20 protein-coding genes and 1 pseudogene are annotated in these 25614 nt (G+C 64.4%); 10 read left to right on the top strand and 11 right to left on the bottom strand.

The genetic code is table 11. From position 1 onward, the window contains the following. Positions 1 to 9: 9 nt before the first annotated feature. The 6 genes from AQ611_RS17125 to AQ611_RS17150 form a co-directional block, all read right to left on the bottom strand. A complete protein-coding gene (locus AQ611_RS17125; RefSeq protein ID WP_069235469.1) occupies positions 10 to 1371 on the bottom strand; it encodes a hypothetical protein in 1362 nt (453 codons plus the stop codon). 835 nt (positions 1372 to 2206) lie between these two features. Beyond that, positions 2207 to 4111, bottom strand: coding sequence for a S53 family peptidase (locus AQ611_RS17130; protein WP_069235470.1), 1905 nt, complete (start codon positions 4109 to 4111; stop codon positions 2207 to 2209). Between the two features lie 566 nt (positions 4112 to 4677). Beyond that, positions 4678 to 5124 carry a zinc-finger-containing protein gene (locus AQ611_RS17135; protein WP_069235471.1) on the bottom strand — a complete coding sequence of 149 codons (447 nt, stop codon included), beginning with the start codon at positions 5122 to 5124 and terminating at the stop codon, positions 4678 to 4680. Between the two features lie 155 nt (positions 5125 to 5279). Next, positions 5280 to 6254, bottom strand: coding sequence for an alpha/beta fold hydrolase (locus tag AQ611_RS17140; RefSeq protein WP_069235472.1), 975 nt, complete (start codon positions 6252 to 6254; stop codon positions 5280 to 5282). 5 nt (positions 6255 to 6259) lie between these two features. Continuing rightward, the gene (locus AQ611_RS17145) at positions 6260 to 7858 is read right to left on the bottom strand and encodes a flavin-containing monooxygenase (protein ID WP_069235473.1); all 1599 of its coding nucleotides are present in this window, start codon (positions 7856 to 7858) and stop codon (positions 6260 to 6262) included. Further along, positions 7855 to 8763: an SDR family NAD(P)-dependent oxidoreductase gene (locus AQ611_RS17150; RefSeq protein WP_069235474.1), complete on the bottom strand. Its 909-nt coding sequence runs from the start codon at positions 8761 to 8763 to the stop codon at positions 7855 to 7857. The genes AQ611_RS17145 and AQ611_RS17150 overlap by 4 nt, the downstream gene beginning before the upstream one ends. A 103-nt stretch (positions 8764 to 8866) precedes the next feature. Between AQ611_RS17150 and AQ611_RS17155 the strand changes: the two genes are divergently transcribed. Next, positions 8867 to 9520, top strand: a complete 654-nt coding sequence (locus AQ611_RS17155) for a TetR/AcrR family transcriptional regulator (protein ID WP_059515333.1) — start codon at positions 8867 to 8869, stop codon at positions 9518 to 9520. A 172-nt stretch (positions 9521 to 9692) separates the two neighbouring features. Here the strand turns inward: AQ611_RS17155 and AQ611_RS17160 are convergent, their stop codons facing one another. Further along, complete coding sequence (locus AQ611_RS17160; RefSeq protein ID WP_069235475.1) at positions 9693 to 10592, bottom strand: LysR family transcriptional regulator; 900 nt, start codon at positions 10590 to 10592, stop codon at positions 9693 to 9695. Positions 10593 to 10894: 302 nt separating this feature from the next. On the opposite strand from AQ611_RS17160, the gene AQ611_RS17165 reads away from it, so the two are divergent. The 6 genes and pseudogenes from AQ611_RS17165 (at position 10895) to AQ611_RS17200 (ending at position 17619) form a co-directional block, all read left to right on the top strand. Beyond that, entirely contained in the window at positions 10895 to 11539 is a 645-nt protein-coding gene (locus AQ611_RS17165; RefSeq protein WP_059515329.1) for a glutathione S-transferase family protein, read from the top strand. A 197-nt stretch (positions 11540 to 11736) separates the two neighbouring features. Then, positions 11737 to 12699, top strand: a pseudogene (locus tag AQ611_RS17170) (pyridoxamine 5'-phosphate oxidase family protein); the annotation flags it as partial. A gap of 689 nt (positions 12700 to 13388) precedes the next feature. Further along, the gene (gene tsx, locus AQ611_RS17180) at positions 13389 to 14204 is read left to right on the top strand and encodes a nucleoside-specific channel-forming protein Tsx (RefSeq protein WP_231936059.1); all 816 of its coding nucleotides are present in this window, start codon (positions 13389 to 13391) and stop codon (positions 14202 to 14204) included. Between the two features lie 30 nt (positions 14205 to 14234). Then, positions 14235 to 15515, top strand: coding sequence for a NupC/NupG family nucleoside CNT transporter (locus AQ611_RS17185; RefSeq protein ID WP_059515323.1), 1281 nt, complete (start codon positions 14235 to 14237; stop codon positions 15513 to 15515). A 210-nt stretch (positions 15516 to 15725) separates the two neighbouring features. Continuing rightward, positions 15726 to 17045 (top strand): thymidine phosphorylase, encoded by a 1320-nt coding sequence (gene deoA, locus AQ611_RS17195; RefSeq protein WP_069235479.1) that lies wholly within the window; start codon positions 15726 to 15728, stop codon positions 17043 to 17045. 181 nt (positions 17046 to 17226) lie between these two features. Continuing rightward, the gene (locus AQ611_RS17200; RefSeq protein ID WP_059515317.1) at positions 17227 to 17619 is read left to right on the top strand and encodes a cytidine deaminase; all 393 of its coding nucleotides are present in this window, start codon (positions 17227 to 17229) and stop codon (positions 17617 to 17619) included. 120 nt (positions 17620 to 17739) lie between these two features. On the opposite strand, the gene AQ611_RS17205 is transcribed toward AQ611_RS17200, so the two are convergent. After that, a complete protein-coding gene (locus AQ611_RS17205; protein WP_069235480.1) occupies positions 17740 to 18477 on the bottom strand; it encodes an NAD-dependent epimerase/dehydratase family protein in 738 nt (245 codons plus the stop codon). A 93-nt stretch (positions 18478 to 18570) separates the two neighbouring features. On the opposite strand from AQ611_RS17205, the gene pdxR reads away from it, so the two are divergent. From pdxR to AQ611_RS17220, 3 genes are all read left to right on the top strand, one after another. Next, positions 18571 to 20037: a MocR-like pyridoxine biosynthesis transcription factor PdxR gene (gene pdxR, locus AQ611_RS17210; RefSeq protein WP_083237434.1), complete on the top strand. Its 1467-nt coding sequence runs from the start codon at positions 18571 to 18573 to the stop codon at positions 20035 to 20037. 307 nt (positions 20038 to 20344) lie between these two features. After that, positions 20345 to 21241, top strand: a complete 897-nt coding sequence (locus AQ611_RS17215; protein ID WP_059515313.1) for a metal-dependent hydrolase — start codon at positions 20345 to 20347, stop codon at positions 21239 to 21241. Positions 21242 to 21605: 364 nt separating this feature from the next. Further along, positions 21606 to 23153 (top strand): amino acid permease, encoded by a 1548-nt coding sequence (locus tag AQ611_RS17220; protein ID WP_069235481.1) that lies wholly within the window; start codon positions 21606 to 21608, stop codon positions 23151 to 23153. Between the two features lie 247 nt (positions 23154 to 23400). Here the strand turns inward: AQ611_RS17220 and AQ611_RS17225 are convergent, their stop codons facing one another. The 3 genes from AQ611_RS17225 to AQ611_RS17235 are packed head-to-tail and all read right to left on the bottom strand — an operon-like array spanning position 23401 to position 25534. Next, positions 23401 to 24444: an FUSC family protein gene (locus AQ611_RS17225; RefSeq protein ID WP_069235482.1), complete on the bottom strand. Its 1044-nt coding sequence runs from the start codon at positions 24442 to 24444 to the stop codon at positions 23401 to 23403. Between the two features lie 29 nt (positions 24445 to 24473). After that, positions 24474 to 25046 (bottom strand): cysteine hydrolase family protein, encoded by a 573-nt coding sequence (locus AQ611_RS17230; RefSeq protein WP_069235483.1) that lies wholly within the window; start codon positions 25044 to 25046, stop codon positions 24474 to 24476. After that, positions 25043 to 25534: a MarR family winged helix-turn-helix transcriptional regulator gene (locus tag AQ611_RS17235; protein WP_069235484.1), complete on the bottom strand. Its 492-nt coding sequence runs from the start codon at positions 25532 to 25534 to the stop codon at positions 25043 to 25045. The genes AQ611_RS17230 and AQ611_RS17235 overlap by 4 nt, the downstream gene beginning before the upstream one ends. Positions 25535 to 25614: the final 80 nt, after the last annotated feature.

A 25614-nucleotide genomic window follows, 5' to 3' on the forward strand; every position in this document is an offset into this window, starting at 1 on the left:
CACGCGCCTTCAGTGTAGCCCCGACGCGGTGCCGCGCACGTTGCGTTGCAGCCGCTCGAATGCGATCCGCGCACTCGAGATGCGCGGCCGCGGCACGCGCTGGCTGATTGAGTTCAGAACCACGCCGAAGAACAGCAGGCAGCCGGTCGTTTCATAAATATCGGTCGTCAGCCCGCTCGCGAGCAGAAAGCACAGCATCAGCCAGATCGGCCGATTGTTCGATTCGCGCGAGAGCACGAAATGGAAGAATGCCGCGATGAGAAACACGTTGCCGATTACGCCGACATTCGCCAGCGTGTAAAGGGCCATGTTGTCTGCGTACCCGGTGTTGAAGCCGAATCCGGTTGCGCCGTTGCCGACTGCCGAGCCGAAGCCGACTGACGAACCGAAGCCGCCCGGCCCGACGCCGAGCCAGATCAGGTGCTCGCGCACCATGCCTTCGATCAGCATCGGCCATGTGTTGAAGAAGCGGTCTTGCATCGACGACAGCGAACCGGAACCGCTGATGTCCTGAATGCTAGCCAGCGTGATGAGCCAACCCGCGATCGGCAGTGCGACGACGAGCGCCGACAATGTGATGCTCGCAGTACGCAGCGAGCGCGTGCGCAGCATCAGATGCAGCCCGACGACGATCACGAGCGCGACGAGGGTGGTCTTGTTCGTTGTTTTCCAAATGGCAAGCGCCGACAGCGCGAGGATCGCGGTGACGGCAGCACGCGAGCGCAGGCGCGGGAAGATCCAGGTCACGAGCAGGCCGATCAACAGCCCTGTCGACGCGCTGCTGCGGCCGAAGCCGGGCAGCCGCGATGCCGTGCCCACGTAGGTTGCTTTTGCGATCGTCACGCTCACGCCGCCGCCGATATCGACGCTGCCGCCGACCCAGGGCAGGTGTACGAAATAGTTGAGGAACACGCCGCCGACTGCAAGCAGCGTGAGCCCGACGAGCACGGCCAACATTCGCGGCGATTCGAGCACCTCGAGCGCCTGCGGTGGCATCACGAGCGCGAACAGCATCGGCGAGACCGTCCAGATCCAAAAGAGCGCGGCGCTCAACGGAATACCGTTGGCGAGCGACACGCACATCTGCGCGCCCAGATACGTGATGATAAGCACGTGGCTTGCCTTCGGCCGTTCGACGAGCGCGAAGCCGAGCGCCACGACCATCAGTGCCTTCGGCAGATAGCCGAGCGGTGCGAGGCCGACGAGCGACGTGTAGTAGCGGATCGCGCCGGACAGTACGTCGCTGGCGACGGCGATGACGAAGATCGCCGCCCAGAGTCGGTGTATCTTCGAGATACCTTGCATCTGTACGTGATGGTTAAATTGCGGGCCGCACTGCGGATCGAACGGTCTCATCTTGCGGGCTGGCATCGTCTGGTCTCGAACGGTTGCGCGCATCGCTTTCAATTATCAGCGAACGATGCCAGGAAACGTGACTCCGGTTCGTTGCGTCTGATTCGTTCGGACCGCGCGCCGGCGCGGTCGCGCATGCGGCCGGCCGCCTCGAGGCGGCTTGGTTGGCTGAAGGCGCTGCCGCGCGTAGCGGTGGCGCCGAACGTGAATCGATACTGGATCCATCGTCTGCGTCGAAGGATAGCGTTGCCATCTATCGGGGAAAGTACGACAGCCTACACTACGCCGATGGTGCGAATGGCGGTTAACATCGCAAGATAGCGTTAAATATAGTGGAACGTTAAGGATAACGGAGAATAATTGGCGGAAGACGGCGTCATGCCGCAGAGCAGCGAACGCGTATGGCTTTTTTGCACGCATCAATCGTGCCGGCTCGGCGTGATCGCGCGGGGCTTGTGAACAGGCGCTGATCAGTGTTTTGGCCAACCACGCACACTGGCCGCAAGCACATGCCGCGGGCGGCTTTTCGGCAGGACGGTCGATCGGTCGGGCTTGCAAGCCTTTGTTACAACTATGACCTCGCATGAAGAGGTTGGGTGATGGCTCCACCGTTCCATCGGATGGGATTTGCCGGATGCACATTCCACCGGACAAGAGCTTGTTGGATAAAGATCGCTGATTCGGCCAAGCTGTCTGCTCATTGCCGCGTGCCATTCCGAATGGTGTGACGAAACCGGGCGGGCATTTGCACGGTGCCGCGAAGCGCAGCGCGGACCAAAAAAAATCGCCTCTCCGAAGAGAGGCGATCGCGCGCCGGCGCGTGGTCGGCGGATTGCGTGATGCGTCGGGGCGATTACTTGACCGAGCTTGCGCTGACCTTCGCAAAGTCGAGGCTGCCGAAACCGGTGTCGTAATCCCAGCCGGTCTTGGCACTGTAGCCATAGCCGTTATAGCCATTGTTGCCCGATGTCACGTCATGCACGAGCGACGGATTGCTCGGCAGACCTGCATAAAACGCCGACGTCGGCAGTCCGAGGCTATTGCCGTTGGCCGATTCCACGCGCGCCCAGCCGCCCACGAAGATCGGCGACGCGAGGCTCGTGCCGCCGATCAATTGGTTCGGCTGGCCATTAATGATGATGTACGCGCCCGTCGCGCCCGCTGCGTCGAATGCGACGTCGGGCAGTACGCGCTTGGTGACCGTGCTGCCGAGTGCGGCGGTCTGCCAGCTCGGCGCGGTTTCGTAGGCGCTGACGCCGCCGCCCGTCGCCCAGAGTCGGACCTGGTTCGTGACTTGATCCGCATACGAGAGCCCCTCGTTCCAGACGGTCTCGCCGGCCCACGTCGTCGTGCCGCTCGTCGACAGTGTCGTGCCGCCGACCGCGACGACGTTCGGCGAGCTGGCCGGATGCGAGACGCTGTATTTGCCGAGGTTGATCCGCACCGTGATCGCGCCGCTGCTGCTTTCCGTGCCGACATAACCGGGCGCGCCGCTATAGGGCGCGCTCGACCATTGATAGACGCCCGAATCGCCGGACGACACCGAGAAGATCTGACCTTGCGCGACTGCCTGTTTGAAGACTGCGTCGTCCGCGGCGAGCGAGCCGTCGGAGTTCGCTGCGGCTTCGTCGAGGCCGAGGGACACGTTGATGACCTTCGCGACGTTGTCGGTGACCGCCTTGTTGTACGCGGCCGTGATCGAGGCGTCGGTGAGTGCGCTGTCGTTTGAGTCGCCGTTGATGGCCGAATAGAAAATGAGTTGTTTGACGCCGCCTGACGTGCCGATGATCGTCTGGCTGTCGAGGTCCCATTCGCTCGGATCGCCGTCGTTGGCAAGTGTGCCGGAGCCGCCAGGAACGACCTTGGTGTTGACGGTTGCCAGGCCCGCGCTTTGCGTGAACTGGTTCAGATCGGCGATCGTTTGAGTTTGATCGCCCCACGTGATGATGCCGACCGTCGTGTTGGTCGCGGCGGGCAGGCCTTTTGCATCATAGATCGAGGCGAAATCGGTTGGCTGGTGGCCGATTTGCGAGCCTGCCACCGCGTTTCTCACGACCGAATCCGGCGATGCGACGCGACGCAGCATCCGATGCGGAACCGCTGCGTTCTGCAGTCCGAGCACCGCATCGACGACCGTGCCGAGCGCTGCCGGCACTTGCGCCGCGGAGTCGTTGCCGTAGACCTGCTTGCCGCGATAGCTGAAGCGTTTGAGCGTGGTGTGGAAGCCGCGTTCTGCGTTCGATGCGTTGCCTTCGGCGAAGACCAGCTTGTTATTGTCCGACACGCTGACGTTGCTGAAACCGTTCGCCTTCAAATGCGCGACGACGGCTTGCACTTGCGCGTCAGTCGGCCCGAAGCGGGCCTTGAACTGTTCCGGCGTCAGAAACTTGTGATAGTTCGCACTGCCGGGCTTATTCACTTCGCTCAGGAACGCATCGAGTTGGGCTTCGTTACGGTTCTTCAGCACGACGGTCACGCGCAGCGGCTGGCTCAGTTCGAGCGGCGTAACGGTCGTATCGGTGAGTTCCGGCGTTCCGATCGTATTGAGCGCGTAGCTCGGCGCGGTTTTTGCCTGCGTTTGCGAAGCGGCCGTCGTAGCAGATGTGCGAGTGAGCAGGAAGGCGTCGGTGTGGGTCGGTGCCCAAGCGGACGCGGCTTGCACGGAAAGCGGGGCCAGCGTGGCGGCAATCGCGAGCGGTAGCAGCGACAGCGCAAAACGTTTTGGAAATAGCGGGTTCACGTGCTGAGTTCTCTGCATTTTCTGACTTCCCAAGAAATGATGAAGAACGGTTGCGAAGCCGGCGTCAGGTGGAAATAGGGTGCTCGGCGCGCAGCCGATGTACGGCGCGATGCGACCAGGTGAGATTCACGGCGACATGGAGATCCTCCTGCTGATGGATTATCGGAAGGCCACGTGTTGAATAATTAGGAATCCGATTTATTTTTCATAAGAAAAACACTGCCCACGCCGCTAGAGCGGCGCGTGTCGAATTTCTCTGACTTGGCTTATCGGAATGTTTCTGTAGATCGGAAATCTATTGCGATTTGCTCATGGAGTGGATGCCGCCCCTCGGAAAGTAATTTAATTGGAAGGATTTGGTTAGGATAATGTATTGATTTATCCTGGTTTCCTTTGTTTGCAGCAAGCTTGTTTCGAAAAAGATAGCAGGGAAAAAAATCGAGCGTCAAACTTTTTTTGATTCGATCTAAAAAATTTAAAGCAATAATTCCTTCGGTGGGAAATGAATAAAGGGTTTATGTAAGCCGGCGTAAATTAATTGAATGTGGCATGGCCGGTAGCTGCGACGCAGCAGCCGGCGAGGCTCAAGACTTAGCGTGCGGCGATTTTCGGGACATGAATTGCTCGATAAGCCGTAATGCACCGCGGCATGCGTCGAGATCGAACGTATGGATCGTGCTGGAAGCGTCGAGGCTGAGATGCGTTGCGAGCCAACGTATGCCTTTCGCGCGTGCCTCGAAGGCGTTGCAGCCATCGCGGCGGATTTTCGCGGCAACGAGCGGCTCGAGTGCTGCGTGCAGTTCGGATTTGGCTTGCCTGAGTTCCGCGTTCGCGAGTCTGCCGAGGGGCACATGGCGCCGGCTGCGCGGATAGACCCCGATCCACGCGTCACATGGCGCGCAGACCCAAAGCTCGCCGTGGTCCTCGTGGTACGGGTAGGCGGCCTCGCCATAGCGGGTGAGCGCCGCTTTCGCGCCGCAATAGTCGCAGACAGGTTGGGGCAAGGCGGGAACGGGACGGCCGACGCGCACGATTCTGGATGGCACGAAAACGGTGTGGACGAGCCGTTAGCGTACACCGAATCGCGCGCGGCGCCCGCCGCATGTTCGTATCGGCTGGGGACGTGAGGCGGCCGCGACGGCTGCGTTGCACCGCGCCCGCAGCCGGTTGGCCCAAGCCGTGCGCGTTAGGCGGCCGTGCTGGCGGCCACGAGCTTGGGCTCGGCCGCCGGCGATGGCTTGGCCACGTCGAGCAGCCAGTCGGTCGTCTCGGCGGGCTGCGTGACGGGCAACATGTGGCCGCCGTCGACAATGCGCAGATCGACGCTATCGAGCCGGTTCTTCAGCGCCTCGGCGTGGCGCTGGTAGTTGAGGATCTGATCGTTGCGTCCATGCAGCAACGCGACGGGCACGTTCAACGACGCGTAGCGGCTTTCCATGTCGGGCAGATCTTCCGGCGCTGCGACGAGATCGGACGATGCCGAATAGAACGCGTGCGGGCGCAAGCCGGTCAGGCCGCCGCCCTTCAGGCCGAAGTCGTATGGCACCGGCTCGGGCGAGAAAATCAATTCGGTTGCCTTACGGCTTTGCAGCTTCGCGACCGGTACGCCGAGCGTGAGCGACACGAAGCGGCGCACGAGCGCAAAACGTATCGCGAGGCCGCGGAACGGGCCGGGCGCCTCGGTTTCGACGTGCGTGAGCGGCGAAATCAGCGCGACCCGGCTCAGGATCTGCGGATGGTTGAGCGCGAGCGCGAGGGCAATCGCGCCGCCGAGCGAGTGGCCGACGACCACGGGCTTGTCGAGACCGAGCGTGACGATGAACATCGCGATGGTGCGCGCCTGGGCGTACACGTTTGCCGCCGAACGCGGGCCGCGCGTCGAGCGGCCCGAGCCGGGGCGATCGACGAGGATCACGCGATGCGATTTCGCGAGCCGTTGCAGGTCCAGATACGCGAAATTGCGCAGATTGCCGCAAAGGCCATGCACGAACACGATCGGCGGGCCTTCGCCATATTCGACGTAATGCAAGCGATCGGAGCCGATATCGACGAACTTGCCTTCAGGCGGAAACAGCCGTTTGGTGCGATGCGCGATGAATTGCGTGAGCGCGGCGAACGCAGCGAATACGATGACCAGGTAGTGAAACAGCTTGATTATCATTCGAATCACCTTCCTTCGTAGGCGGGCTGGCGGGTTGAATTATTCTGCTCGACGAGCGTCGGGCGGCGGCGTTCGAATCGTAGGGCGCCGTCGGCGAGCGAGCCGAACCGGAAGAGCGCGAAATCGCGGATATAGTTTTGATAGGCTTTCCAAGGCTTTTTCACGCCCTGCTTGGGCAGCATCGCGGCGGCGCGCTGGATGTAGCCGGACGACAGATCGACGAACGGTTCCAACTCCGTTTGGCCGGCCGGCAGCCGCGGTACGCAGACGTCGTAGCCGTGCGTGCGCATGTGTTGGAACATGCGGCACACGTACTGCGCGATCAGTTCGGCCTTCAGCGTCCATGATGCATTCGTGTAGCCGAACGACAGCACGAGATTTGGCACGCCGCTGAACATCATCCCTTTGTACGACACCGTTTGCGACAAATCGACTGGCTGGCCGTCGATCGTCAGCGATATCCCGCCCAGCATCTTGAGCTTCAGCCCGGTCGCGGTGACCACGACGTCCGCGTCGAGGCGCTCGCCGCTTTTCAGGAGCAGGCCGGTTGGCGTGAAGCGCTCGATTTCGTCGGTGACGATCGAGGCGTTGCCCGCGCGGATTGCCTTGAAGAGATCGCCGTTCGGCACCAGGCAGAGGCGCTGGTCCCACGGTTTGTAGCGCGGCGTGAGGTGCTTGCCCGCATCGAGCTGAGGGCCGCTCTGCCTGCTCGCCAGATGGATCAGAAGCTTTTTGATCGCGTTGGGGCGGCGGCGTGAAAGATTGTAGAAGTACATCGTCAGCAGCACGTTTTTCACGCGCACGACCCGGTGTGCGAGCCCGGCCGGCAGCCAGCGGCGCAGCACGCCCGCAACCGGATCGCGCGCGGGCAACGACATGATGTAGGTCGGCGAGCGTTGCAGCATCGTCACGTGGCGTGCGACGGGCGTCATCGACGGCACCAGCGTCACCGCGGTTGCGCCGCTGCCGATCACGACGACGCGTTTGCCCGCATAGTCGAGATCCGACGGCCAATGCTGCGGATGGACGATGCGGCCCTGGTACGTTTCCTGGTCGGGCCAGCTCGGTGCGTGGCCTGCTTCGTAGTCGTAGTAGCCGCTGCACATATAGAGAATGCGGCAGGTGAAGACCGCTTCGTCAACGCGTTCGCCGTCGGTGCGCTGCACGCGCACGGTCCAGCGCGCGCTCGACGAATCCCAGCTCGCGGCGGTGACCTTGTGATTGAAGCGGATCGCCTTGTCGATGCCGAACTCGCGCGCGGTCTCCTTGATGTAGTCGAGGATCGATTGGCCGTGCGCGATCGAGTTGTCGCTTTGCCACGGGCGGAAGCTGAAGCCGAGCGTGAACATGTCGGAATCCGAACGGACGCCGGGATAACGGAACAGATCCCAAGTGCCGCCCATCGTCGAGCGGCCTTCGAGAATCGCGTACTTCGCGCCGGGGCAGCGCTCGCGCAGGTAGTAGGCGGCGCCGATGCCGGAGATGCCCGCGCCGACGATCAACACGTCGTAATCGGCTGCGCGCGGCGCGGCGCCCGTTGCCGCCAGCGGGGCGCGTTCGTCGGCCGGGCCCAAGGTGGTGTGCCAATCTGTTGTCGAGTTCATGCGGGATCCTTACTGATCGAGGAAGCGGGCGCGGGCATGGCTGTGCCGTTCCGGCGGGAGAGACGGCGCTCGCGCGACTTGCGCAGAAAGCGCAGCACGAAAATCTGGTATCCGGAGCCGAGCAGGCGTGCGAGCTTGTCGACGCGGCGTGCATCGGCGCCGACAAGCACACGCCGCGCATTGCGCCTCACGCCGGCGAGAATCTGGCGGGCAGCTTCATCGGGCGTGGTGGCGTCGATCAGCCGGTTCGCGGCGCGGCGATGCGTCTCGATATCCTGCCCGGTCAGTGCGACCACGCTCGCGTCGATACGCGACGCTGTCGCGATGTTCGTCGCCACGCCGCCCGGATGCACGCATGTCACGCCGATCGGCGCGCGCTCAAGCTCGAGTTCCATCCGCAGCGCCTCGGTGAAGCCGCGCACCGCGAATTTCGTTGCGTTGTACGCGCTTTGCGTCGGCATGGCGATCAGGCCGAATAGGCTTGACGTGTTGATCAGATGAGCGTCGCCCGATTCGCGCAGATACGGCAAAAACGCCTGGGTGCCGTGCACGACGCCCCAAAAGTTGATGCCGACGATCCATTCGAAATCCTCGATCGGCACGGTTTCGGCCGCCGCTGCAAGCGATACGCCCGCGTTGTTGAAGAGCAGATTGATCTTGCCGTGCGCTTCGCGCGTCTGGCGCGCCCAGTCGAATACGGCTTCGCGTGACGCGACGTCGAGCCGCTGCGACGTGACCCGCACGCCGTAGCCGGTGCACGATGCGACGGTCTGCGCGAGGCCGTCCGTATTGATATCGCTGAGCGCGAGATGACAACCCTGACGCGCGAGCTGGATCGCCAAACTGCGCCCCATGCCCGATCCCGCGCCCGTGATTGCCGCCACCTTGCCGGAGAAATTCCTCATCGGACGGGCCTCCCTTTGGCTGTCTCCATCGTTATGTCGATTTAGAATGTGGTGCGAGTCAACACCACTTTAATTTTGACATTGGCTGATGTCAAATAGCGAAATGGAGAAAATACTCGAACGGGGCAAGAAAGGCCGCCCTTACGCCGGCATTCCACCGGAAGCCCGGGCGGCGGAGCGTCGCGACGCGCTGATTCGCGCGGGCACGCGCATTTTCGGCACGGTTGGCTTCCAGCGGGCCACCGTGCGCGCGATTTGCCAGGAAGCGAAGCTCAATGATCGCTATTTCTATGCAGCGTTCGATAGCACCGATGCATTGCTGCGCAGCACCTACGAGCACCATGCGCAGCGGCTGCGCATGTCGGTAAAGCAGGCGGTCGCCGCGCTCGGCGCGACGCGTGGCGGGCTTGACGCACGGATCGACGTGAGCCTTGCCGCATTCTTCGCATTTTTGCGGGACACGTGCGCGGCGCGCGTGCTGCTGCTCGAAGTGATGGGCGTGAGCGCGCAAACCGATGCGACATACCAGCGCAATCTGAGTGAATTCGGCAAGATGATCGTGACGCTCGTGGCGCCGCTGAGCGAAGATCCCGACGTGCGCGCGGACCAGCGGATCATCGGAATTGCGCTGGTGGGAGCGATGACGAACGTTGGCGCTGCGTGGTTGCTGACCGGTTATCGCGATTCCGAGGAGAAAATGGTGCGCAATTGCCGGCAGGTGTTGCTCGGCGCGTTGCAGCATTTGGCCGCACGCTGAACGGCGGCACGATCGGCCGGGACGCCGTGCCGCGTTGGGTTGGGAGGATTGTGCGGCGCATGCGGCGCGCGTGCCGCGGGCCGCACGGTTTGGCCTGCGCGTCTTCAGTCTGCCCGCAGGCGGGAAATTCGTCGGAGGACGCGTGCGTGCCGTCTCATCCGGCACCGGACGCTCATCTCGCGAGCCGCGCTTTCAACATGTCGATCAGCGCCCGTACTTTCGGGCTCGGATGGCTCGTCGACGGAAATACCGCGTGAATGTCGCCGGGCGGCAGCGCCCAGCCGGGCAGCAGCCGCACGAGCCGTGCGGCTGCGATATCGTCCGCCGTTGCGAAACTCGTCGCGATGCCGAAGCCGCCGCCCGCCAACACCGCCGCGCGGCAAGCGGTCGCCGTGTTCGACGCGAATGCGCGCTTGCAGCGCACGCGCGCGCGCTCACCTTGTGCATTCGCAAGCTCGAATATCGTGCGCGGCAGCGTGGACAGCATGACGTAAGGCAACGCGCTCAACGCATCCGGCGTATCCGGCGCGCCGTGACGGGCGACGAACGCGGGGCTGGCGACGATCCAGCGTTCGAATTCGCCGATTTTCACCGCGCGGTGGTTCGAATCGGCGAGCCGGCCGAGCCGGATCGCGACGTCGAGGTTGTCGTGAACGAGATCGACGATCCGGTCGTCGCAGATCAGCTCGATGTCGAGTGCCGGATGCGCGTCGCGCAGCGCGACCAGTGCGGGCGTGACGACAAGCGCGCCGTAGTCGATCGCGGTGCTCACGCGCAGCGTGCCGCGCAGCGGCCCCGTGTCGCCGGATACTGCGCCGAGCGCGGCGTCGGCCGCACGCAGGATGTCGCGGCACGCGTCGTAAAACGCGCGGCCTGCGTCCGTCACGTTGAGCCGGCGCGTGGTTCTCACGAGCAGATTCGCACCGACCTCCGCTTCGAGCCGCTGCATGTGCGCGCTGACCATCGTTTTCGCGAGCCCGAGCCGCCCGGCTGCCGCGGTGAATGAGCCGGCCTCGACCACTGCGACGAAGATTGCCAGCCGGTTCAGGTTAACGCTGCGGACGTCCGCCATCGCCTATTGTCCATTTATCAAGGATTGTGTTTCGGGAATTATCCATCTTCTATGGATCTACCGCGCACGGTACGCTGCGAGTGTCCCTGGCCAGATAGCCTGATGGGCCGGGCGTGACGCGGGATGCATGTGCATGACACGGGGTCGGCCACGCGCAGCGCCTGGCCTCGCGTTTCGCGCTGGCCTTCGGCGGGCCGCCCGCGCATGCGCCCGGCGCGGATGTCTGCCACGGGACTGGCCGGTCGGTGCGAATGCGCCGCCGCGTGTTTTCCTTGTCCCGTTTTCGCTCACGGAGTGCCGTCATGCCAGCTGTCATGCAACCCGCCGCGCCGATCCGGCTTCACATGCATCCGTTGTCCGGTCATTGTCATCGCGTTCTTTTGTTCCTGTCGTTGCTTGGCCTGCCGGTCGAGTGTGTCGAAGTGGACCTGGCCGGCGGCGCGAACCGCCGCGCCGAGTTTCTCTCACTCAATCCGTTCGGCCAGGTGCCGGTGATCGAGGATGGCGATGCGGTGCTGTGCGATTCGAACGCGATCCTCGTTTATCTTGCGAAGCGGTATGCCGATCCGTCATGGCTGCCGGTTGATCCGGCAGGTGCGGCGGCCGTGCAGCGCTGGTTGTCGCTCGCGGCCGGGCCGATTGCGTATGGCCCGGCGGCGGCGCGTCTCGTCACGGTGTTCGGCCGGCCGCTGGACCACGCGAACGCGGTGCGGATCGCGCGGCATCTGTTCGATGTGATCGATCCGGAGCTTGCCTATAAGCGCTTCGCGATAGGCGATCAACCGACGATAGCCGATGTCGCCGCTTATTCGTATATCGCGCATGCGCCGGAGGGGGACGTGTCGCTCGAGCCTTATACGCATCTGCGTGAATGGCTCGCGCGTATCGAGGCGCTGCCGGGTTTCGTGCCGATGCCGGCGGCGAAGGCGGGGTGGCGCGCGGCGTGACGGCGTTGCCGCAGGTGCGGCTTGAGCCGGGAGCGGTTCTCGCGGCGCGTATTTCCGGCCGGTCGGACGGGTGATGCGTGCGGTGGTCGCACCGCGCGTGCCGGCGGGCGGTTTCACCGGCGGGGCGCCGGCAATGGGCGTTTGTCCGTGCGTCGCCTGCGTTGACGGTGATGGGGTCTATCGCAAAGGAGTCCGAGATGACGGAGCCGATGTCATTGGTGCTCGATGAGCGCGCAGTTGCCGCGCCGTTCCACGAAGGCGAACTCGTCGCGCAGCAGCGCGCGGGCGTGACCGCGGCGGCCGAGGCACTCGGCCGCCGCGGAGTCCGCATGTTCATGCCGGATCAGCATCGGACGTTTTATGCGCAACGGCCGTTTTTCATCGTCGGTGGACTGGATGCCGACGGGCAACCGTGGGCGACATTGCGGGCCGGCGAGCCGGGGTTCGTCGTGTCACCGGACCCGCGCACGCTCGCCATCACGGGCGGCCAATTGCGCGACGATCCGCTCGCCGCCTGCTGGCGCACCGGCAGCTGGTTCGGGGGCCTTGGCATCGAGCCGCACACGCGGCGGCGCAACCGGATCAATGGCGTCGTGACCGGGATAGACGGCGGGACGATGTCGGTGACGGTTAGCCAGAGCTTCGGCAACTGCCCGAAATATATTCAGAGCCGCGTGCCATTGCGAAGGCCAGTGGAGGCAGACGCCCTGCCGCCTCAACATCGCGCCGCACGGCTGGCCGACGCCGATTGCGAATGGCTTGCGCGCGCGGATACGTTTTTCATCGCGAGCGCGAATGTGGAAGAAGCGGCGGGTCGTGCGCGCGGCGTTGATGTGTCGCATCGCGGCGGGTTGCCGGGCTTCGTGCGCGTCGACGATGAGCGCACGCTGACGGCGCCTGATTACAGCGGCAATAATCTCTTCAATACGATCGGCAACTTGCTGCGCGAGCCGCGCGCTGGGCTGCTGTTCGTCGATTTCGAGCATGGCGATCTGCTGTATATCGCCGCCGACGCGCAGATCGTCTGGGACGGGCCCGAACTTGCGGCGTTCGACGGCGCGCAGCGTCTCGTGCGATTCAAGATTCGCGAAGTGCGCCGCAGTGCGGGCGTGGTGCCGTTCAAATGGTCGGCGCCGGAATTCGCGCCCCAGTTTGGATCGCGATCCGCAATATAGCTCGCAGCGCAGCATGGCACGGGCCGGTCGATCCGGGTTGCCAGGCAGGCCGGCGCGCGCGGCGCGTGATCGGGATCCTGCCGGACGCGGCGCTCGTTTGTGTCGCGGTGGCGGGCGGCCTGCATGTCAGGCTCGATGGCGCAGGCCTGCCGGCTTGCGCGGTGCGGGTGACGTGCGCGCATCGGCCGTCGTCGGCGGTGGCGACGGTTCGCAGCGGCTTTCTGCTTGCTTTCGGCGTTCAACGCGCGGCGGCGCGTAACCCATCGGATGGGCTTCGCGCGACTATCGAAAACGCCAATGTCCTAAGTTGACCGGATGGTCAATATTGGCGCAGCCATTGCGTGACCTGCTGCAAATTGGTGCGGCAACCGTGCGCGCCGGCGGTACGATATCGCCTTTTTCGACGGCCCAGGTTGGCATCGGTCTTGCATCGTCGCACCGTCGACTTTGCCATCGACCCATGATTTGCCGGATCGCGCGCTCGCGCACCCGCCACCGATTGCCCGTTCGATATCAGGAAAACCAACTACGTGAATGCACCCCGGAGATCATTTCGCGTCCGTCATTCGTCGCACGCCGCGCGATGCGCGGCTGCCTGCGCTGCGTCGGCGCTTGCGTTCTGCGCATCGGCATTGCATGCGCAGGCCCTGACCGAAAGCGTCGGCGAGCCCGCTTTGACCCAGCCCGCGCCGTCCGCGGCATCGCCGTACCTGTCGGATTGGCTGCGCCAGAGCATCGGCGTGATCGGCTCGAAGAACATCCGCTTTGGTCCATACAGGACCAACGACGTCTACATCGAATACGAATATTTCGGCCGCAAGGGACCGTTCGATCTTTACGGCTACGTCGATATCCCGCGTGCATTCGGTATCGGCAACGGCTACGATTCGGGAATTTCGAACAAGGGCTCGCCGCTTTTCAGCGAGCAGGAGCCGCGCGTGTCGATTGACGATCTGCTCGGCCGCAGCCTGGCTTTCGGACCTATCAAGCAGTGGTATCTCGCATTCGACTGGATCTACGACCAGGGCCATAGCCGCGCAGGGCGGCAGAACACGCTGTATGCAGGCATCGGCACGGATCTCGCGGCGCCCGGCAAGCTGATTCTGCAAGCGAACCTCTATCTGCGCAGGCAATGGGAGAACTATGGCGCGGCAAACGAAAACACCTGGGACGGCTATCGCGCGCAGATGAAATACATCTATCCGTTCGGCAAACTCGGCCGCGGCAATCTGCTTTACGTCGGCTTCTTCAACTACGATTTCGGCTCGCGGCTTCGTGAAAGGACCGGCGGCGATACCCGCACCGACACCGCATTCGTCTCGACCAACGTACTGATCTACGAACTCGAGCGCTGGCGCTTCTGGGCCGCGGCCCGCTATTTTCACAACGGCGGCCAGTGGAGCGGCACGGCGCTGGATTTCGGCAACGGCCCATTCCAGAACCGCTCGACGGGATGGGGCTATTACGCCAGCGTCGGTTATCGATTCTGACTCCGAATCTTTTCTACGAGGACATCCAACTTGGACATTCTGCGCAGCCTGTGTGGCATCGTGGTCTTGCTTGGCGTCGGTTACGCGCTGTCGATCAACCGGCGGGCGGTCAGCGCCCGCACCGTCATCGGCGCGCTTGCGATCCAGATCGCGATCGGCGCGCTCGTGCTGTTCGTGCCGCTCGGGCGCGACGTGCTCGCGGCGATCGCGCACGCCGTCACGAGCGTGCTCGATATGGGGCAGCACGGCTTGAGCTTCCTGTTCGGCGGCCTCGTCGGCGACAAGATGTTCGCGCTGTTCGGCGATTCCGGCTTCGTGTTCGGGCTGCGCGTGCTGCCGATGGTCGTTTTCGTCACGTCGCTGATCGCGGTGTTGTATTACATCGGCGTGATGAAGTGGTTGATTCTGATCGTCGGCACCGCGTTCGCGAAGCTGCTCGGCGTGAGCCGGATCGAGGCGTGCTCGGCCGTTGCGACGATCTTCATCGGCCAAAGCGAACTGCCCGCCTTCGTGAAGCCGTTCGTCAACCGGATGACCCGCACGGAGATCTTCGCGACGATGTCGAGCGGGATGGCGTCCGTGGCGGGATCGGTGCTCGCCGGTTACGCGGGGCTCGGCGTCAGGATGGAGTATCTGCTCGCTGCGTCGTTCATGGCGATTCCGGGCGGGCTGCTGTTCGGCAAGATGCTGTGCCCGACAACCGAGCGCAGTCACGCCGATGTCGACACGCTCGAATTCGACGACAAGCATGCGGCGAACGTGATCGAGGCGGCGGCATCGGGCGCGGCCGTGGGGATGCGCATCGCGGTGAATGTGGGGACGATGCTGATCGCGTTCATCAGCTTGATCGCATTGCTGAACGCGTTGGTAGGGGTGGTCGCGGGTTGGATAGGGTTTGCCGGCGTCACGTTGCAATCGTTGCTCGGCGCGCTGTTTGCGCCGCTCGCATGGCTGATCGGCGTGTCGTGGCACGATGCGTCCGTGGCCGGCAGTTTCATCGGCCAGAAGCTGATCTTGAACGAGTTCGTCGCATACAGCTCGCTGTCGCCGTATCTGAAAGATGCCGCGCAGGTTGCGGCGGCGGGCTTGCCGGTGCTCGCCCCGAAGACGCTCGCGATCGTATCGTTCGCGCTGTGCGGGTTCGCGAACTTTTCGTCGATCGCGATTCTGACGGGCGGCTTCACGGCGATCGAACCGTCGCTGCGCTCGGACGTCGCGCGCTACGGAATGCGTGCGCTCGCGGCCGCGACGCTGTCGAATCTGATGAGCGCGACGATCGCCGGGCTGTTTCTGTCCATGTCTGTATCGTGAGCGAGCCTGCATGGCGCTTTCGCTGAATCGACATCAATCGGCCGGGCCGGTGCTAAAGGCGCCATATCCGATCGGTCCCGCGTCGCCCGACGGCGGCCGCGCTGACGCGACAATGGCCGCGCCCGCCGCATCGGCAACAACGGTTGGCCCGCCCGCTTGGCGGCTGATCATGCGCGCCGGCGGCAACCGCAAACAGTAAAAGGAGAAGCGATGTTCCTGCCGCAGGAGTTCATTCGCCGGGTACGCGACCGGCAAACGCTCGACGCAGCCGATATCGAGCGTTTCGTGCGCGGCGTGACGACGGGCGACGTGACCGAAGGCCAGATCGCGGCATTCGCGATGGCGGTCTACTTCAATGAGTTGCCGTTGCCCGCGCGTATTGCGCTGACGCTCGCACAGCGCGATTCCGGCGACGTGCTCGACTGGCGCGGCGAGCGCCGGAATGGCCCGGTCGTCGATAAACACTCGACGGGCGGCGTCGGCGATCTGACGTCGCTGTTGATCGGGCCGCTGGTTGCCGCGTGCGGCGGCTACGTACCGATGATTTCGGGACGAGGGCTCGGCCACACGGGCGGCACGCTCGACAAACTCGAAGCGATTCCCGGCTATGATGTCGCGCCGGACGTTGATGCGCTGCGCCGCGTGGTGCGCGACGTTGGCGTGGCGATCGTCGGTCAGACTGCGCAGCTCGCGCCGGCCGACAAACGGATCTATGCGGTACGCGACGTGACGGCGACCGTCGAGTCGATTTCGCTGATCACCGCGTCGATTTTGTCGAAGAAGCTCGCGGCGGGTATCGAAGCATTGGCGATGGACGTGAAGGTCGGCTCGGGCGCATTCATGCCGAGTTTGGACAAGGCGGTCGAGCTTGCGCGCAGCATTGTCGATGTCGGCAATGGCGCGGGGATGAAGACGGCGGCCACACTCACCGACATGAATCAGGCGCTTGCGCCGTGCGCGGGCAACGCGCTCGAGGTGCGTTGCGCGATCGATTGCTTGACGGGCGCCGCGCGCCCCGAGCGGCTGCTCGACGTCAGTATGGCGCTTGCCGCACGGATGTTGACGATGGGCGGTCTCGCACCGGACGAAGACGGCGCGCGCCGGCAGCTTGCCGCGGCGCTCGAATCGGGCGCCGCGGCCGAGCGTTTCGCGCGGATGGTCGCGGCGCTTGGCGGCCCGGCCGATCTGCTGGAGCGGCCTGATGCGTATTTGCCGCGCGCGGCGGTGAGCGTGCCGGTGTTTGCCGGGCAGGACGGCTGGATCGAGCAAATCGACGTGCGTGCGCTCGGGCTGGCGGTGGTCGAGCTGGGAGGAGGGCGTGCAAAGATCGGCGATGCGCTCGATTATTCGGTCGGCTTGAGCGCGCTGGCCGCGCTTGGCGAGCGTATCGACGCGCAGCAGCCGCTGGCGCTCGTGCATGCGCGCGACGCCGCCGCGGCGCAGCGTGCGGCGGACAGCGTGCGGCGTGCGTACCGGCTCGGCGTGACGCGGCCGGCGCCGGCGCGCGTCGTTTATGAGACGCTGGGCTGACAATCGGATAAGGTTGCGCGAGTCGCGGGAAAGACATTGGGTCGGCGCGAACCGGCCGATCGGGCCCAATCCTTCCGCAAACGCGCAGCGCTCGTCGTCTTCAACTGCGCACCGCTTGCGGCGGCACGATGATCTGCCGATGCGCCCAACGCAACTTCATCTATGAACAAAAGGTAATTCCATGACACATGAAACCATGATCGAAGCGGCGAAGGCCGCGCGTGAAAAGGCCTATGCGCCGTATTCGAAATTCAAGGTCGGCGCGGCGCTCGCGACGAAGGACGGCAAGGTGTTTCACGGCTGCAACGTCGAGAACGCATCGTATGGGCTGGCCAACTGCGCGGAGCGCACGGCGCTGTTCTCCGCGCTCGCGGCCGGTTACCGGCCGGGCGATTTCACGACGCTTGCGGTTGTCGGCGAAACCGACGGGCCGATCGCGCCGTGTGGCGCGTGCCGGCAGGTGATCATCGAACTCGGCAAGCCCACGCTCGAAGTCGTGCTCGCAAACATGAAGGGCGATGTGCGCGTGACGAGCGCGAATGCATTGTTGCCGGACGCGTTTTATCTGGAGTGACGGCGCGGTCGGCGCGACTTGCTTGGTGATCGCCGCTGCGACGGCGATGCCGGCGGCAGCCGGAACGGCCGGGGCCGGGCGCGCGCCGTCGGCCGCTCGGCGCCGCGTTCATCGGGGGCGCTAGGCCGGCAGCCGCAGCGTCGGGTCCCATCCGAGTACACGCTTGGCTTTCGTGCTGTCGACCGCCGAGCGATCGTCGGCGACATTGAATATGCCGCCGGGCGATCGCCGCACGGCGAGCAGCGCCGCCCACGCGGCGGCTTCGACGTGCAGCGGGCTCGCGCCGGTCGGCGCGGCGCGCCCGGTGCCTGGACCGTACAGATTGCCGTAGCGCAATACCGTGGCAGCCGATCGCGGCGACTGTGCGCCGAGCACGTGCGTTTCGAGCGCGATCACTCCGCCGACCGTGATCGCGCGGTCGCCGTCGGCCGCGGTGTCGAGCGGCCGGTCTTCCGTGTAGGGTTCGGGGCCGGGCGCATAAGCCCATGCAATGCTTTGCGCGACGATGTGCGCGCATCCTGCTGCACATGCCGCCGCGACGAGGTTGCGCGTGCCTTCGTCACGGATCCGCGCGTTGCGCGTGATCGCGTCCTTCATCCGCGCGGAGTCCAGTCCGGCCGGCAGATCGGTCAATTGATGCACGACGATCGCAGGTGCGATGCGTTCGACTTCGCGCGCAAGCGCGGCTCGGTCGAATACGTCGACGAGCACGGGCCGCGCGCCCGCCGCTTCGATAGCCGCACAGCGCTCGGCCCGGCGCGTGGTGCCGTAGACCACATAGCCCGCACTCACGAGCAGCGGCGCGAGCATCGTGCCGATTGCGCCTGCGGCGCCGGCGAGAAAGACGGTTTCGTTCATGATCGGTGACGATGAAGCGAATGTGACGGTGGCCCAGTGTCGCGTTAACATGACCTAGTCAAAAGAGCCAAAAAATGACTATTTGAGTAAGCCATGAACGATCCGCGCCAAGCGGTACGAGCCCCCGAAGCATTCGAATTTTCTGTCGATCGTCTCGATAGCCGTATTTCGCTGTCGCAGCAGATATATGACCGCCTTCGCGATGCGATCGCCGGCCGCGCGCTGCGTCCGGGCGCGCGGCTTCCTTCGACGCGCAGCCTGGCGAGCGCGCTCGGCGTCGCGCGCGGCACCGTCGAGGCGGCGTATCAGCGGCTCGCCGGCGAAGGTTACGTGCTCGCCCAAGGGGCGGCCGGCACCGTCGTATCGCCGCATCTCACGCCCACGCGCGTCACGCCAAGCGTCACGCCAAGCCGGGTGCGCGACGATGAGCGCACCCGGCCCGCCCTCCCGGACGGCTGGCGTGCCGAGCCACCGTTGCCGCTGCAACTCGGCATTCCGGCGCTCGACGCGTTTCCCCGCAAGCTTTGGTCAAGGCTTGCCGGCCGGCGCGTTCGTGCGCAGGCCGTGGCCGACCTCGCGTATGGCGATCCAGTCGGCTACCGGCCGCTGCGCGACGCGATTGCGGGCTATCTGCTCGTGTCGCGCGGCGTGCGTTGCCGGGCAGAGCAGGTGGTGATCACCGCCGGGTATCGGGCGTCGCTGTCGCTGATCGAGCGCGCGCTGCTGCGCACCGGCGATCAGGTATGGGTGGAAGATCCGTGCCATCTGCCGACGCGCGCCGTGCTCACCCGTTGCGCGATGCGCGTGTGCCCGATACCGGTGGACGGCGAGGGACTTGTCGTCGAGGAGGGCGTGCGCCGCGCGCCGCACGCGGCGATGGCGGTCGTTACGCCTTCGCATCAGGCGCCTCTCGGTGTATCGATGAGCCTGCCGCGTCGCCTGAAGCTGCTCGAATGGGCCTCGGCCGCGCGGGCTTGGATTGTCGAGGACGACTACGACGGCGAATTCCGCTACAGCGGTTTTCCGCTGCCGGCCCTCAAGCATCTCGATACGCACGATCGCGTGCTGTACGCGGGCAGTTTTTCGAAAGTGTTGGCGCCGGGGCTGTCGCTGGGCTATCTCGTCGTGCCGAAACGGCTGATCCCGGCGTTTGCCGACGCGCTCGACGCATCGGCGGCCGGCGTACCGTGGCTGACCCAGGCCGTTGTCGCGGATTTCATCGACGCCGGCCATCTGGCGCGCCATCTGAAGAAAATGCGCGCCCTGTACGCGCGCCGCCGAGCCTGGCTTTGTGAGGCGTTGACGGAGGTTTTCGCGCAGCGCGTGCAGATCGATCTGGCGCACGGCGGCATGCACCTCGTCGTGCGCTTGGCCGGGCGTACCGGCGACCGCACGCTCGCGCAACGTGCGCAGCGCGCGGGCTTGAACTGCCAGCCGCTGTCCGCGCGCTACGCGGCGGGAAGCGGGCCGGATGGCTTGCTGATGGGTTTTACCAACGTTGCGTCGCTCGACGAAGCCCGGCGGATCGCTCGGCGTTTGCAGCACGCGTTCGGCAGCTGAAGCGCCGGCGCGGCAGCGGTTGCGGCCGGGTGTCGGCCGCGCCCGGCGGGCCGCGATGCCCAGCCGCGCGGGCCGATTCAGTCGGGTGGCCGGCGAGACGTGAAGCGCGGTGCATGACCTCGACCGACATGGTGGAAATCTGGTCTTGCGCAGCCCGATATCGTGATCTATGATGACATCAATTAATGTAACGTTGTATGATGATTCAATAAGGAATGGCGACCAAGCTCCCCGCTTCCCAACCAAACCCTCGGGAGAGCAATGAGTCGCACCCGCGTCCCGTCGGGGACGATATGGAGACATCTAAATGAATGTGAATGCAATCGTTCGCCGCGATATCCGTTTCGCCCTGCCGCCTGAGCGCATTTGCGACTGGCATACGGAAGGCGTGGGCGTCACCCATCTGTTCAATGCGCTGTCGCTGCTGTTTCCGGCGGGCGAGCGCTTCTTCATGGACTCCGTGCGCAACTATCGCGACCGTATCGAGGAGCCGTCGCTCAAGCGCGACGTTGCCGGCTTCATCGGCCAGGAAGCGATGCACACGCGCGAGCACGTCGAATTCAACGATCTGCTGCAAGCGGCGGGCATGCCCGCGCACAAGCTCGATAAACGCTTGTGGACGGTGCTCGGCTGGTTCAAGAAGGTGTTGCCGCATTCGATGCAACTCGCGGTGACGATGGCGCTCGAGCATTACACAGCGATGTTCACGGGTCTGGTGCTCGCGAACCGCATCACGGTGAGCGATGTCGACGGCTACCGGCAGATGTGGCATTGGCACTCGATGGAAGAGACCGAGCACAAGGGGGTGGCCTACGACGTGTGGCGTACCGTGATGAAGCCGGGCCTGTCCAGCTATTTGTTGCGCGTCAGCATGATGCTGCTCGTCACCGTGGTGTTCTGGACGACGCTGTTCGATTTCAACACACGGCTGCTGATCGCGCATCGCCGCCGCTTCGGCAAAGTGCCGGGCATCGGCAAGCTCATCAAGTATTTGTGGAGTCCGAAGAACGGGATCTTCGCGCTGATCGCGCGCGAATGGCTCGATTATTTCCGGCCGGGCTTCCATCCGTGGGATCACGACAATAGCGCGCATCTCGAGGGTCTCGACAGCCTGATCGCCGAGATCGATGCGAGCAATGCGCGCCAGGCGGCATTCGCCGCGCCGCGCCGGGTGCCGCTGCACCCGGTGCAGCAGGCAACGTAAGTAGCAATAGCAGGCAAATCAGGGAGACGAGAAAGGCCGCTACGAGCGGCCTTTCCTTTTTTCGGTACTTTTCGGCACTTGGCTCGTCGCGCCGCAGCCGGCAAGCTGCGCATGTCGTGCCCGCCCGCTGGTGGCGATGCAACCCATTGATCGGCAAGCGCTTTGCGCCGGTCTCGGCCGCGCACGCAGTGCGGGCGGATGGCTTCGAATCAGGTAGAATCCGCGCTGCGCAAAAAAAATAGAGACGGCGTGTCGCCCGGTTGGCATCGGCGATGCGCCGCCGTTCGATCCGCGGCGAGCCACCTCCCGGCGGCTCGCCCGGCGCGGCGCCGCTTTGTTGCCCGCGCTCCCTTGCCAGCCCGTTATGTCACCAAAACCGAATTCCGACAGTTCCTCCTACCCATCGAATCCCCCGACGCTGCGCCGCAGCCTGAAAGCCCGTCACCTGACGATGATCGCGATCGGCGGTTCGATCGGCACGGGCCTGTTCGTCGCGTCCGGCGCGTCGATTTCGCAGGCGGGCCCCGGCGGCGCAATGCTCGCGTATCTGCTGATCGGTGCGATGGTCTATTGCCTGATGATGAGCCTGGGCGAGATGGCTGCGTTCATGCCGGTGTCAGGTTCGTTTTCGACTTATGGCGCCAAATATGTCGATGAGGGCTTCGGCTTCGCGCTCGGCTGGAACTATTGGTACAACTGGGCGGTGACGATTGCGGTCGAGCTTGTCGCCGCGCAGCTCGTCATGCATTACTGGTTTCCCGACGTGCCGGGCATCTGGTGGAGCGCGCTCTTTCTCGGCGTGATGTTCGTGCTCAATGTCTTGACGGTGCGCGGCTTCGGCGAGGCGGAATACTGGTTTGCGCTGATCAAGGTTGTGACCGTGCTCGCGTTCGTCGGCGTCGGGCTCTTGATGATCTTCGGTATCCTGAAGGGCGGCCCGAGCGACGGCTGGCGCAACTTCACGATCGGCGATGCGCCGTTCGTCGGCGGACTCCCGGCGATGATGGGTGTTGCGATGATCGCGGGCTTTTCGTTCCAGGGCACCGAGCTGATTGGCGTGGCTGCGGGGGAATCCGAAAATCCGCGCACGACGATTCCGCGCGCGGTCCGGCAAGTGTTCTGGCGCATTTTGTTGTTCTATGTGCTGGCGATTTTCGTGATCGGAATACTGATTCCGTACACCGATCCGAATCTGTTGAAGAGTGATGTGACCGACGTTGGCGTCAGCCCATTTACGCTGGTGTTCCGGCATGCGGGCCTTGCGTTCGCGGCTGGCGTGATGAACGCGGTCATCTTGACTGCGGTGCTGTCGGCGGGCAACTCGGGGATGTATGCGTCGACGCGGATGCTCTACAACCTTGCGACCGAAGGGCGCGCGCCGAAATTGTTCGCGAAATTGTCGGCAAGCGGCGTGCCGCGTAATGCGCTATATGCGACGACGGCGGTTGGCGCGCTGTGCTTTCTGTCGTCCCTGTACGGCGACAAGACGGTTTATCTGTGGCTGTTGAACACGTCGGGGATGACGGGTTTCATCGCGTGGCTCGGTATTGCGGTCAGCCACTATCGCTTTCGCAAGGGCTTCATTCGCCAGGGCTATTCGGTCGATCAACTGCCGTATCAGTCGAAACTGTTTCCTTATGGGCCGATTTTTGCGTTCGTGTTATGTGTCGTGATCGCGCTAGGTCAGGATTACCAAGCATTCCTGTCGAACAAGATCGATTGGATCGGCGTGCTCGCAACTTATATCGGGATTCCGCTTTTCCTGGCTGTGTGGTTCGGCTACCGGCTCGTCAACAAATCCCGTTTCGTGCGTTACGAGGATATGGATATCGCGCCGTGGATCGCCGGACATGCGTCGGCGCATGACCGGTACGAAGCAGCGCGCGTGCCGCCGAATCGCGAGACGGCTTAGCGGCCAGCGGTTGCACCGCATCGCCGCATCCGAAAAAGCGGCCGGCTCTGTTTGGGGGCCGGCCGCTTTCTTTTATGAGGAATCGGCCTAGGTGCATCGACGTCCGATTCGGGCATGCGCCGTTCGGTGTCTGGCCGCGGAACGGACGACGCGCGGCATGATCCGGCAGGCGGCGCGCTGCCGGTGCGCGGCGGCTTGAGGCCGAGCCAGGATTCGGATAACGAAACAAAGCGTCTGGAGCGCGCCGTCAATGAGCCCGATGCCGTTGCGGGCGGGAGGCGCACCTCTGCATGAGCGGAACCGCGAGCCGGTGCGTTGCCAGGGCGAACGCGATGCCGATCGCCCCGCCAAGCAGCACGTCGGCGACGCGTTCGGCGGCAATCGCCGCCGACTGCTGCGCGATCCACGACGCGCATGCGATGCAAGCGCAGCGTGCGCCGAAACCGGTTGCATAGTGGCGGAACGCGACGAGCGTGACGATCGACGCGAGCGTTGCGAGCATGTAGACGAGCGTGCCGTGCGGCAACAGCATGCCGATCGCGAGCCCGCTCGGCACGCCCACCAGTGCGCCCAGGGTACGATCGCGCAGCTTGCGGTGCGCACTCGACACAGTGCCGGTCACGACGCTCGCGGCCGACCAGATCACCCATTGCCCGTTGTCGATGTGACGCCATTCGACGAGCATCGCGGCGGCGGAAACCGCAAGCATCGCCGCGATAGCCGTTTGCGTCGCGTCGCCCGGCGCGACGCGCGGGCCGAGATCGCGCGCATCGTGCAGGCGCGCGAGCATACGCATGCGCTGTCCGGCGGGCGCGCTGCGCAGCGTGTTGATGCAAGCGAGCGCGACGGGCGGCAGCATTGCCGCGCATAGAAAGGGTATCAGCGATTGCGCCTGGTGGCGCGAGGCAGCGGCTTCGCAGGTCAGATACAGCGATGGGATAAAGATGAAGTTGCCGAGCGAGCGCAATCGTGCACCGAAGCGTGATAACGCGACGGCGGCCGCGGCGAGCGCCGCGCAGCCGGCAACGAACGTTGGCCACCCGCTCAGCGCGAGCGACAGCGACAGAAAGCCGATGACGATTGCCGCGCCGTGAACGAGCGCGCCGAGCGGCGCGACGCCGACGCGCTCGACGGCAATCGTGACCGACACCGTCGCGATTGCCGCCAATAGCCAACGCGTATCGCCGGTCGCCGCGTAGGACGCGATAACCGGTATGCACACCGCGAGCGTGTGACGCAACGCCGGCAGGTTCAGCGCGCCGGCGATCCGGGCGGCTAGCATGTCGCGCATCTCGGCGCTCCGTGGCGTTGCCGATAGGCTCAGAGTGTCGCCAGCTCGTCGACCGTGACGATTCGCGCGATGCCGCGCAGCATGTCGATCGAGCGTTGGTGTTCGTCGTCCGTCGCGGCGGCGCACGCATCCTCGAGCACGAGGACGTCGTAGTCGCGATCGTGCGCGTCGCGGGTCGTGGCCTGCACCGCCCATGTCGTGCTGACACCCGTGACGATCACGCGCTCGACGCGATTCGCGCGCAATGCAGCCTCGAGGCGGGTTGCGTAGAACGCACTGACACGCGGCTTGACGACGACGAGTTGTACCGCGCCTGCGTCGAGATCCGGATGAAACGCGGTGCCGGGGCCGCTCAAGTCGAGCGCGCCGAATTCCTTTGCACGAGAGAACATCGGCGAGTGCGTGGGCAGGTCCGGGTAGCCCGGTTCGAAGCCGACTTTGACGGCGATGCGCAGCCAGTCCTTTTGGGCGGCAATCGACAGCGCCTGGTTGAAGCGGCCGACGACGTTGCGCAGTGCCGCATGCGCAGCACTGCGTGCAATCTTGCCGGTGGGATGCATGATGTCGACGATGTAGTCGAGCCCGATCAGTGCGGTTTTCATCGGAAACTCCTGCGAGAGGGGAGGGAAGGCTCGCCGCCCGGCGCGTCTTCGTATTGCGCGAGCCGTTCGAGCAGCGGGCTTGCGGCGACGAGCAACGCGCGTTCGTCGGCGGTGAGGCATTCGTTCATTGCGCGCACGAGCCATTCCTCGCGCTTCGTTCGATTGCCGTAGAGCAGGCGCTTGCCGTCCGCGGTCAACGACACGCGGGTTTTTCGGCCGTCGTGCGGATCGGCGTGGCGCTCGATGTGGCCGTTGCCTTCCAGTTCGCGCAGCAACGTGGCGAGATTCGACGAGCGTAGCTGCTCCGCCGCCGCCAGTTCGGACGGAGTGACATCGCCCCCGAGACGGTCGATCGCGCCGAGCAGCAGAAGTTGCGAGAACTGTACGGGATCGGCATGGTTCTGCGCTTCGCGGCGCAGACGGCGGCTGAGCCCGGTGACTGCGCCGCGAAGTCGGCAGGCAAATTGGAGATGTGCGTTCTTGGTCATGTTCGCTACTTTAATATAGCTATATTTTTATAGCAAGATGGGTGTGCTGCCGGCGGCATTGCCGAATGCAAGACGCATTG

It is taken from the genome of Burkholderia singularis (assembly GCF_001718875.1).
Taxonomy (GTDB): Bacteria; Pseudomonadota; Gammaproteobacteria; order Burkholderiales; family Burkholderiaceae; genus Burkholderia; species Burkholderia singularis.

Excerpts from the sequence above, each read along its gene's own strand:
- AQ611_RS17125 (WP_069235469.1), bottom strand. The coding sequence starts at position 1,371 with ATGCCAGCCCGCAAGATGAGACCGTTCGATCCGCAGTGCGGCCCGCAA.
- AQ611_RS17130 (WP_069235470.1), bottom strand. The coding sequence starts at position 4,111 with ATGCAGAGAACTCAGCACGTGAACCCGCTATTTCCAAAACGTTTTGCG.
- AQ611_RS17140 (WP_069235472.1), bottom strand. The coding sequence starts at position 6,254 with ATGATAATCAAGCTGTTTCACTACCTGGTCATCGTATTCGCTGCGTTC.
- AQ611_RS17145 (WP_069235473.1), bottom strand. The coding sequence starts at position 7,858 with ATGAACTCGACAACAGATTGGCACACCACCTTGGGCCCGGCCGACGAA.
- AQ611_RS17150 (WP_069235474.1), bottom strand. The coding sequence starts at position 8,763 with ATGAGGAATTTCTCCGGCAAGGTGGCGGCAATCACGGGCGCGGGATCG.
- AQ611_RS17155 (WP_059515333.1), top strand. The coding sequence starts at position 8,867 with ATGGAGAAAATACTCGAACGGGGCAAGAAAGGCCGCCCTTACGCCGGC.
- AQ611_RS17160 (WP_069235475.1), bottom strand. The coding sequence starts at position 10,592 with ATGGCGGACGTCCGCAGCGTTAACCTGAACCGGCTGGCAATCTTCGTC.
- AQ611_RS17165 (WP_059515329.1), top strand. The coding sequence starts at position 10,895 with ATGCCAGCTGTCATGCAACCCGCCGCGCCGATCCGGCTTCACATGCAT.
- deoA (WP_069235479.1), top strand. The coding sequence starts at position 15,726 with ATGTTCCTGCCGCAGGAGTTCATTCGCCGGGTACGCGACCGGCAAACG.
- AQ611_RS17200 (WP_059515317.1), top strand. The coding sequence starts at position 17,227 with ATGACACATGAAACCATGATCGAAGCGGCGAAGGCCGCGCGTGAAAAG.
- AQ611_RS17205 (WP_069235480.1), bottom strand. The coding sequence starts at position 18,477 with ATGAACGAAACCGTCTTTCTCGCCGGCGCCGCAGGCGCAATCGGCACG.
- pdxR (WP_083237434.1), top strand. The coding sequence starts at position 18,571 with ATGAACGATCCGCGCCAAGCGGTACGAGCCCCCGAAGCATTCGAATTT.
- AQ611_RS17215 (WP_059515313.1), top strand. The coding sequence starts at position 20,345 with ATGAATGTGAATGCAATCGTTCGCCGCGATATCCGTTTCGCCCTGCCG.
- AQ611_RS17220 (WP_069235481.1), top strand. The coding sequence starts at position 21,606 with ATGTCACCAAAACCGAATTCCGACAGTTCCTCCTACCCATCGAATCCC.
- AQ611_RS17225 (WP_069235482.1), bottom strand. The coding sequence starts at position 24,444 with ATGCGCGACATGCTAGCCGCCCGGATCGCCGGCGCGCTGAACCTGCCG.
- AQ611_RS17230 (WP_069235483.1), bottom strand. The coding sequence starts at position 25,046 with ATGAAAACCGCACTGATCGGGCTCGACTACATCGTCGACATCATGCAT.
- AQ611_RS17235 (WP_069235484.1), bottom strand. The coding sequence starts at position 25,534 with ATGACCAAGAACGCACATCTCCAATTTGCCTGCCGACTTCGCGGCGCA.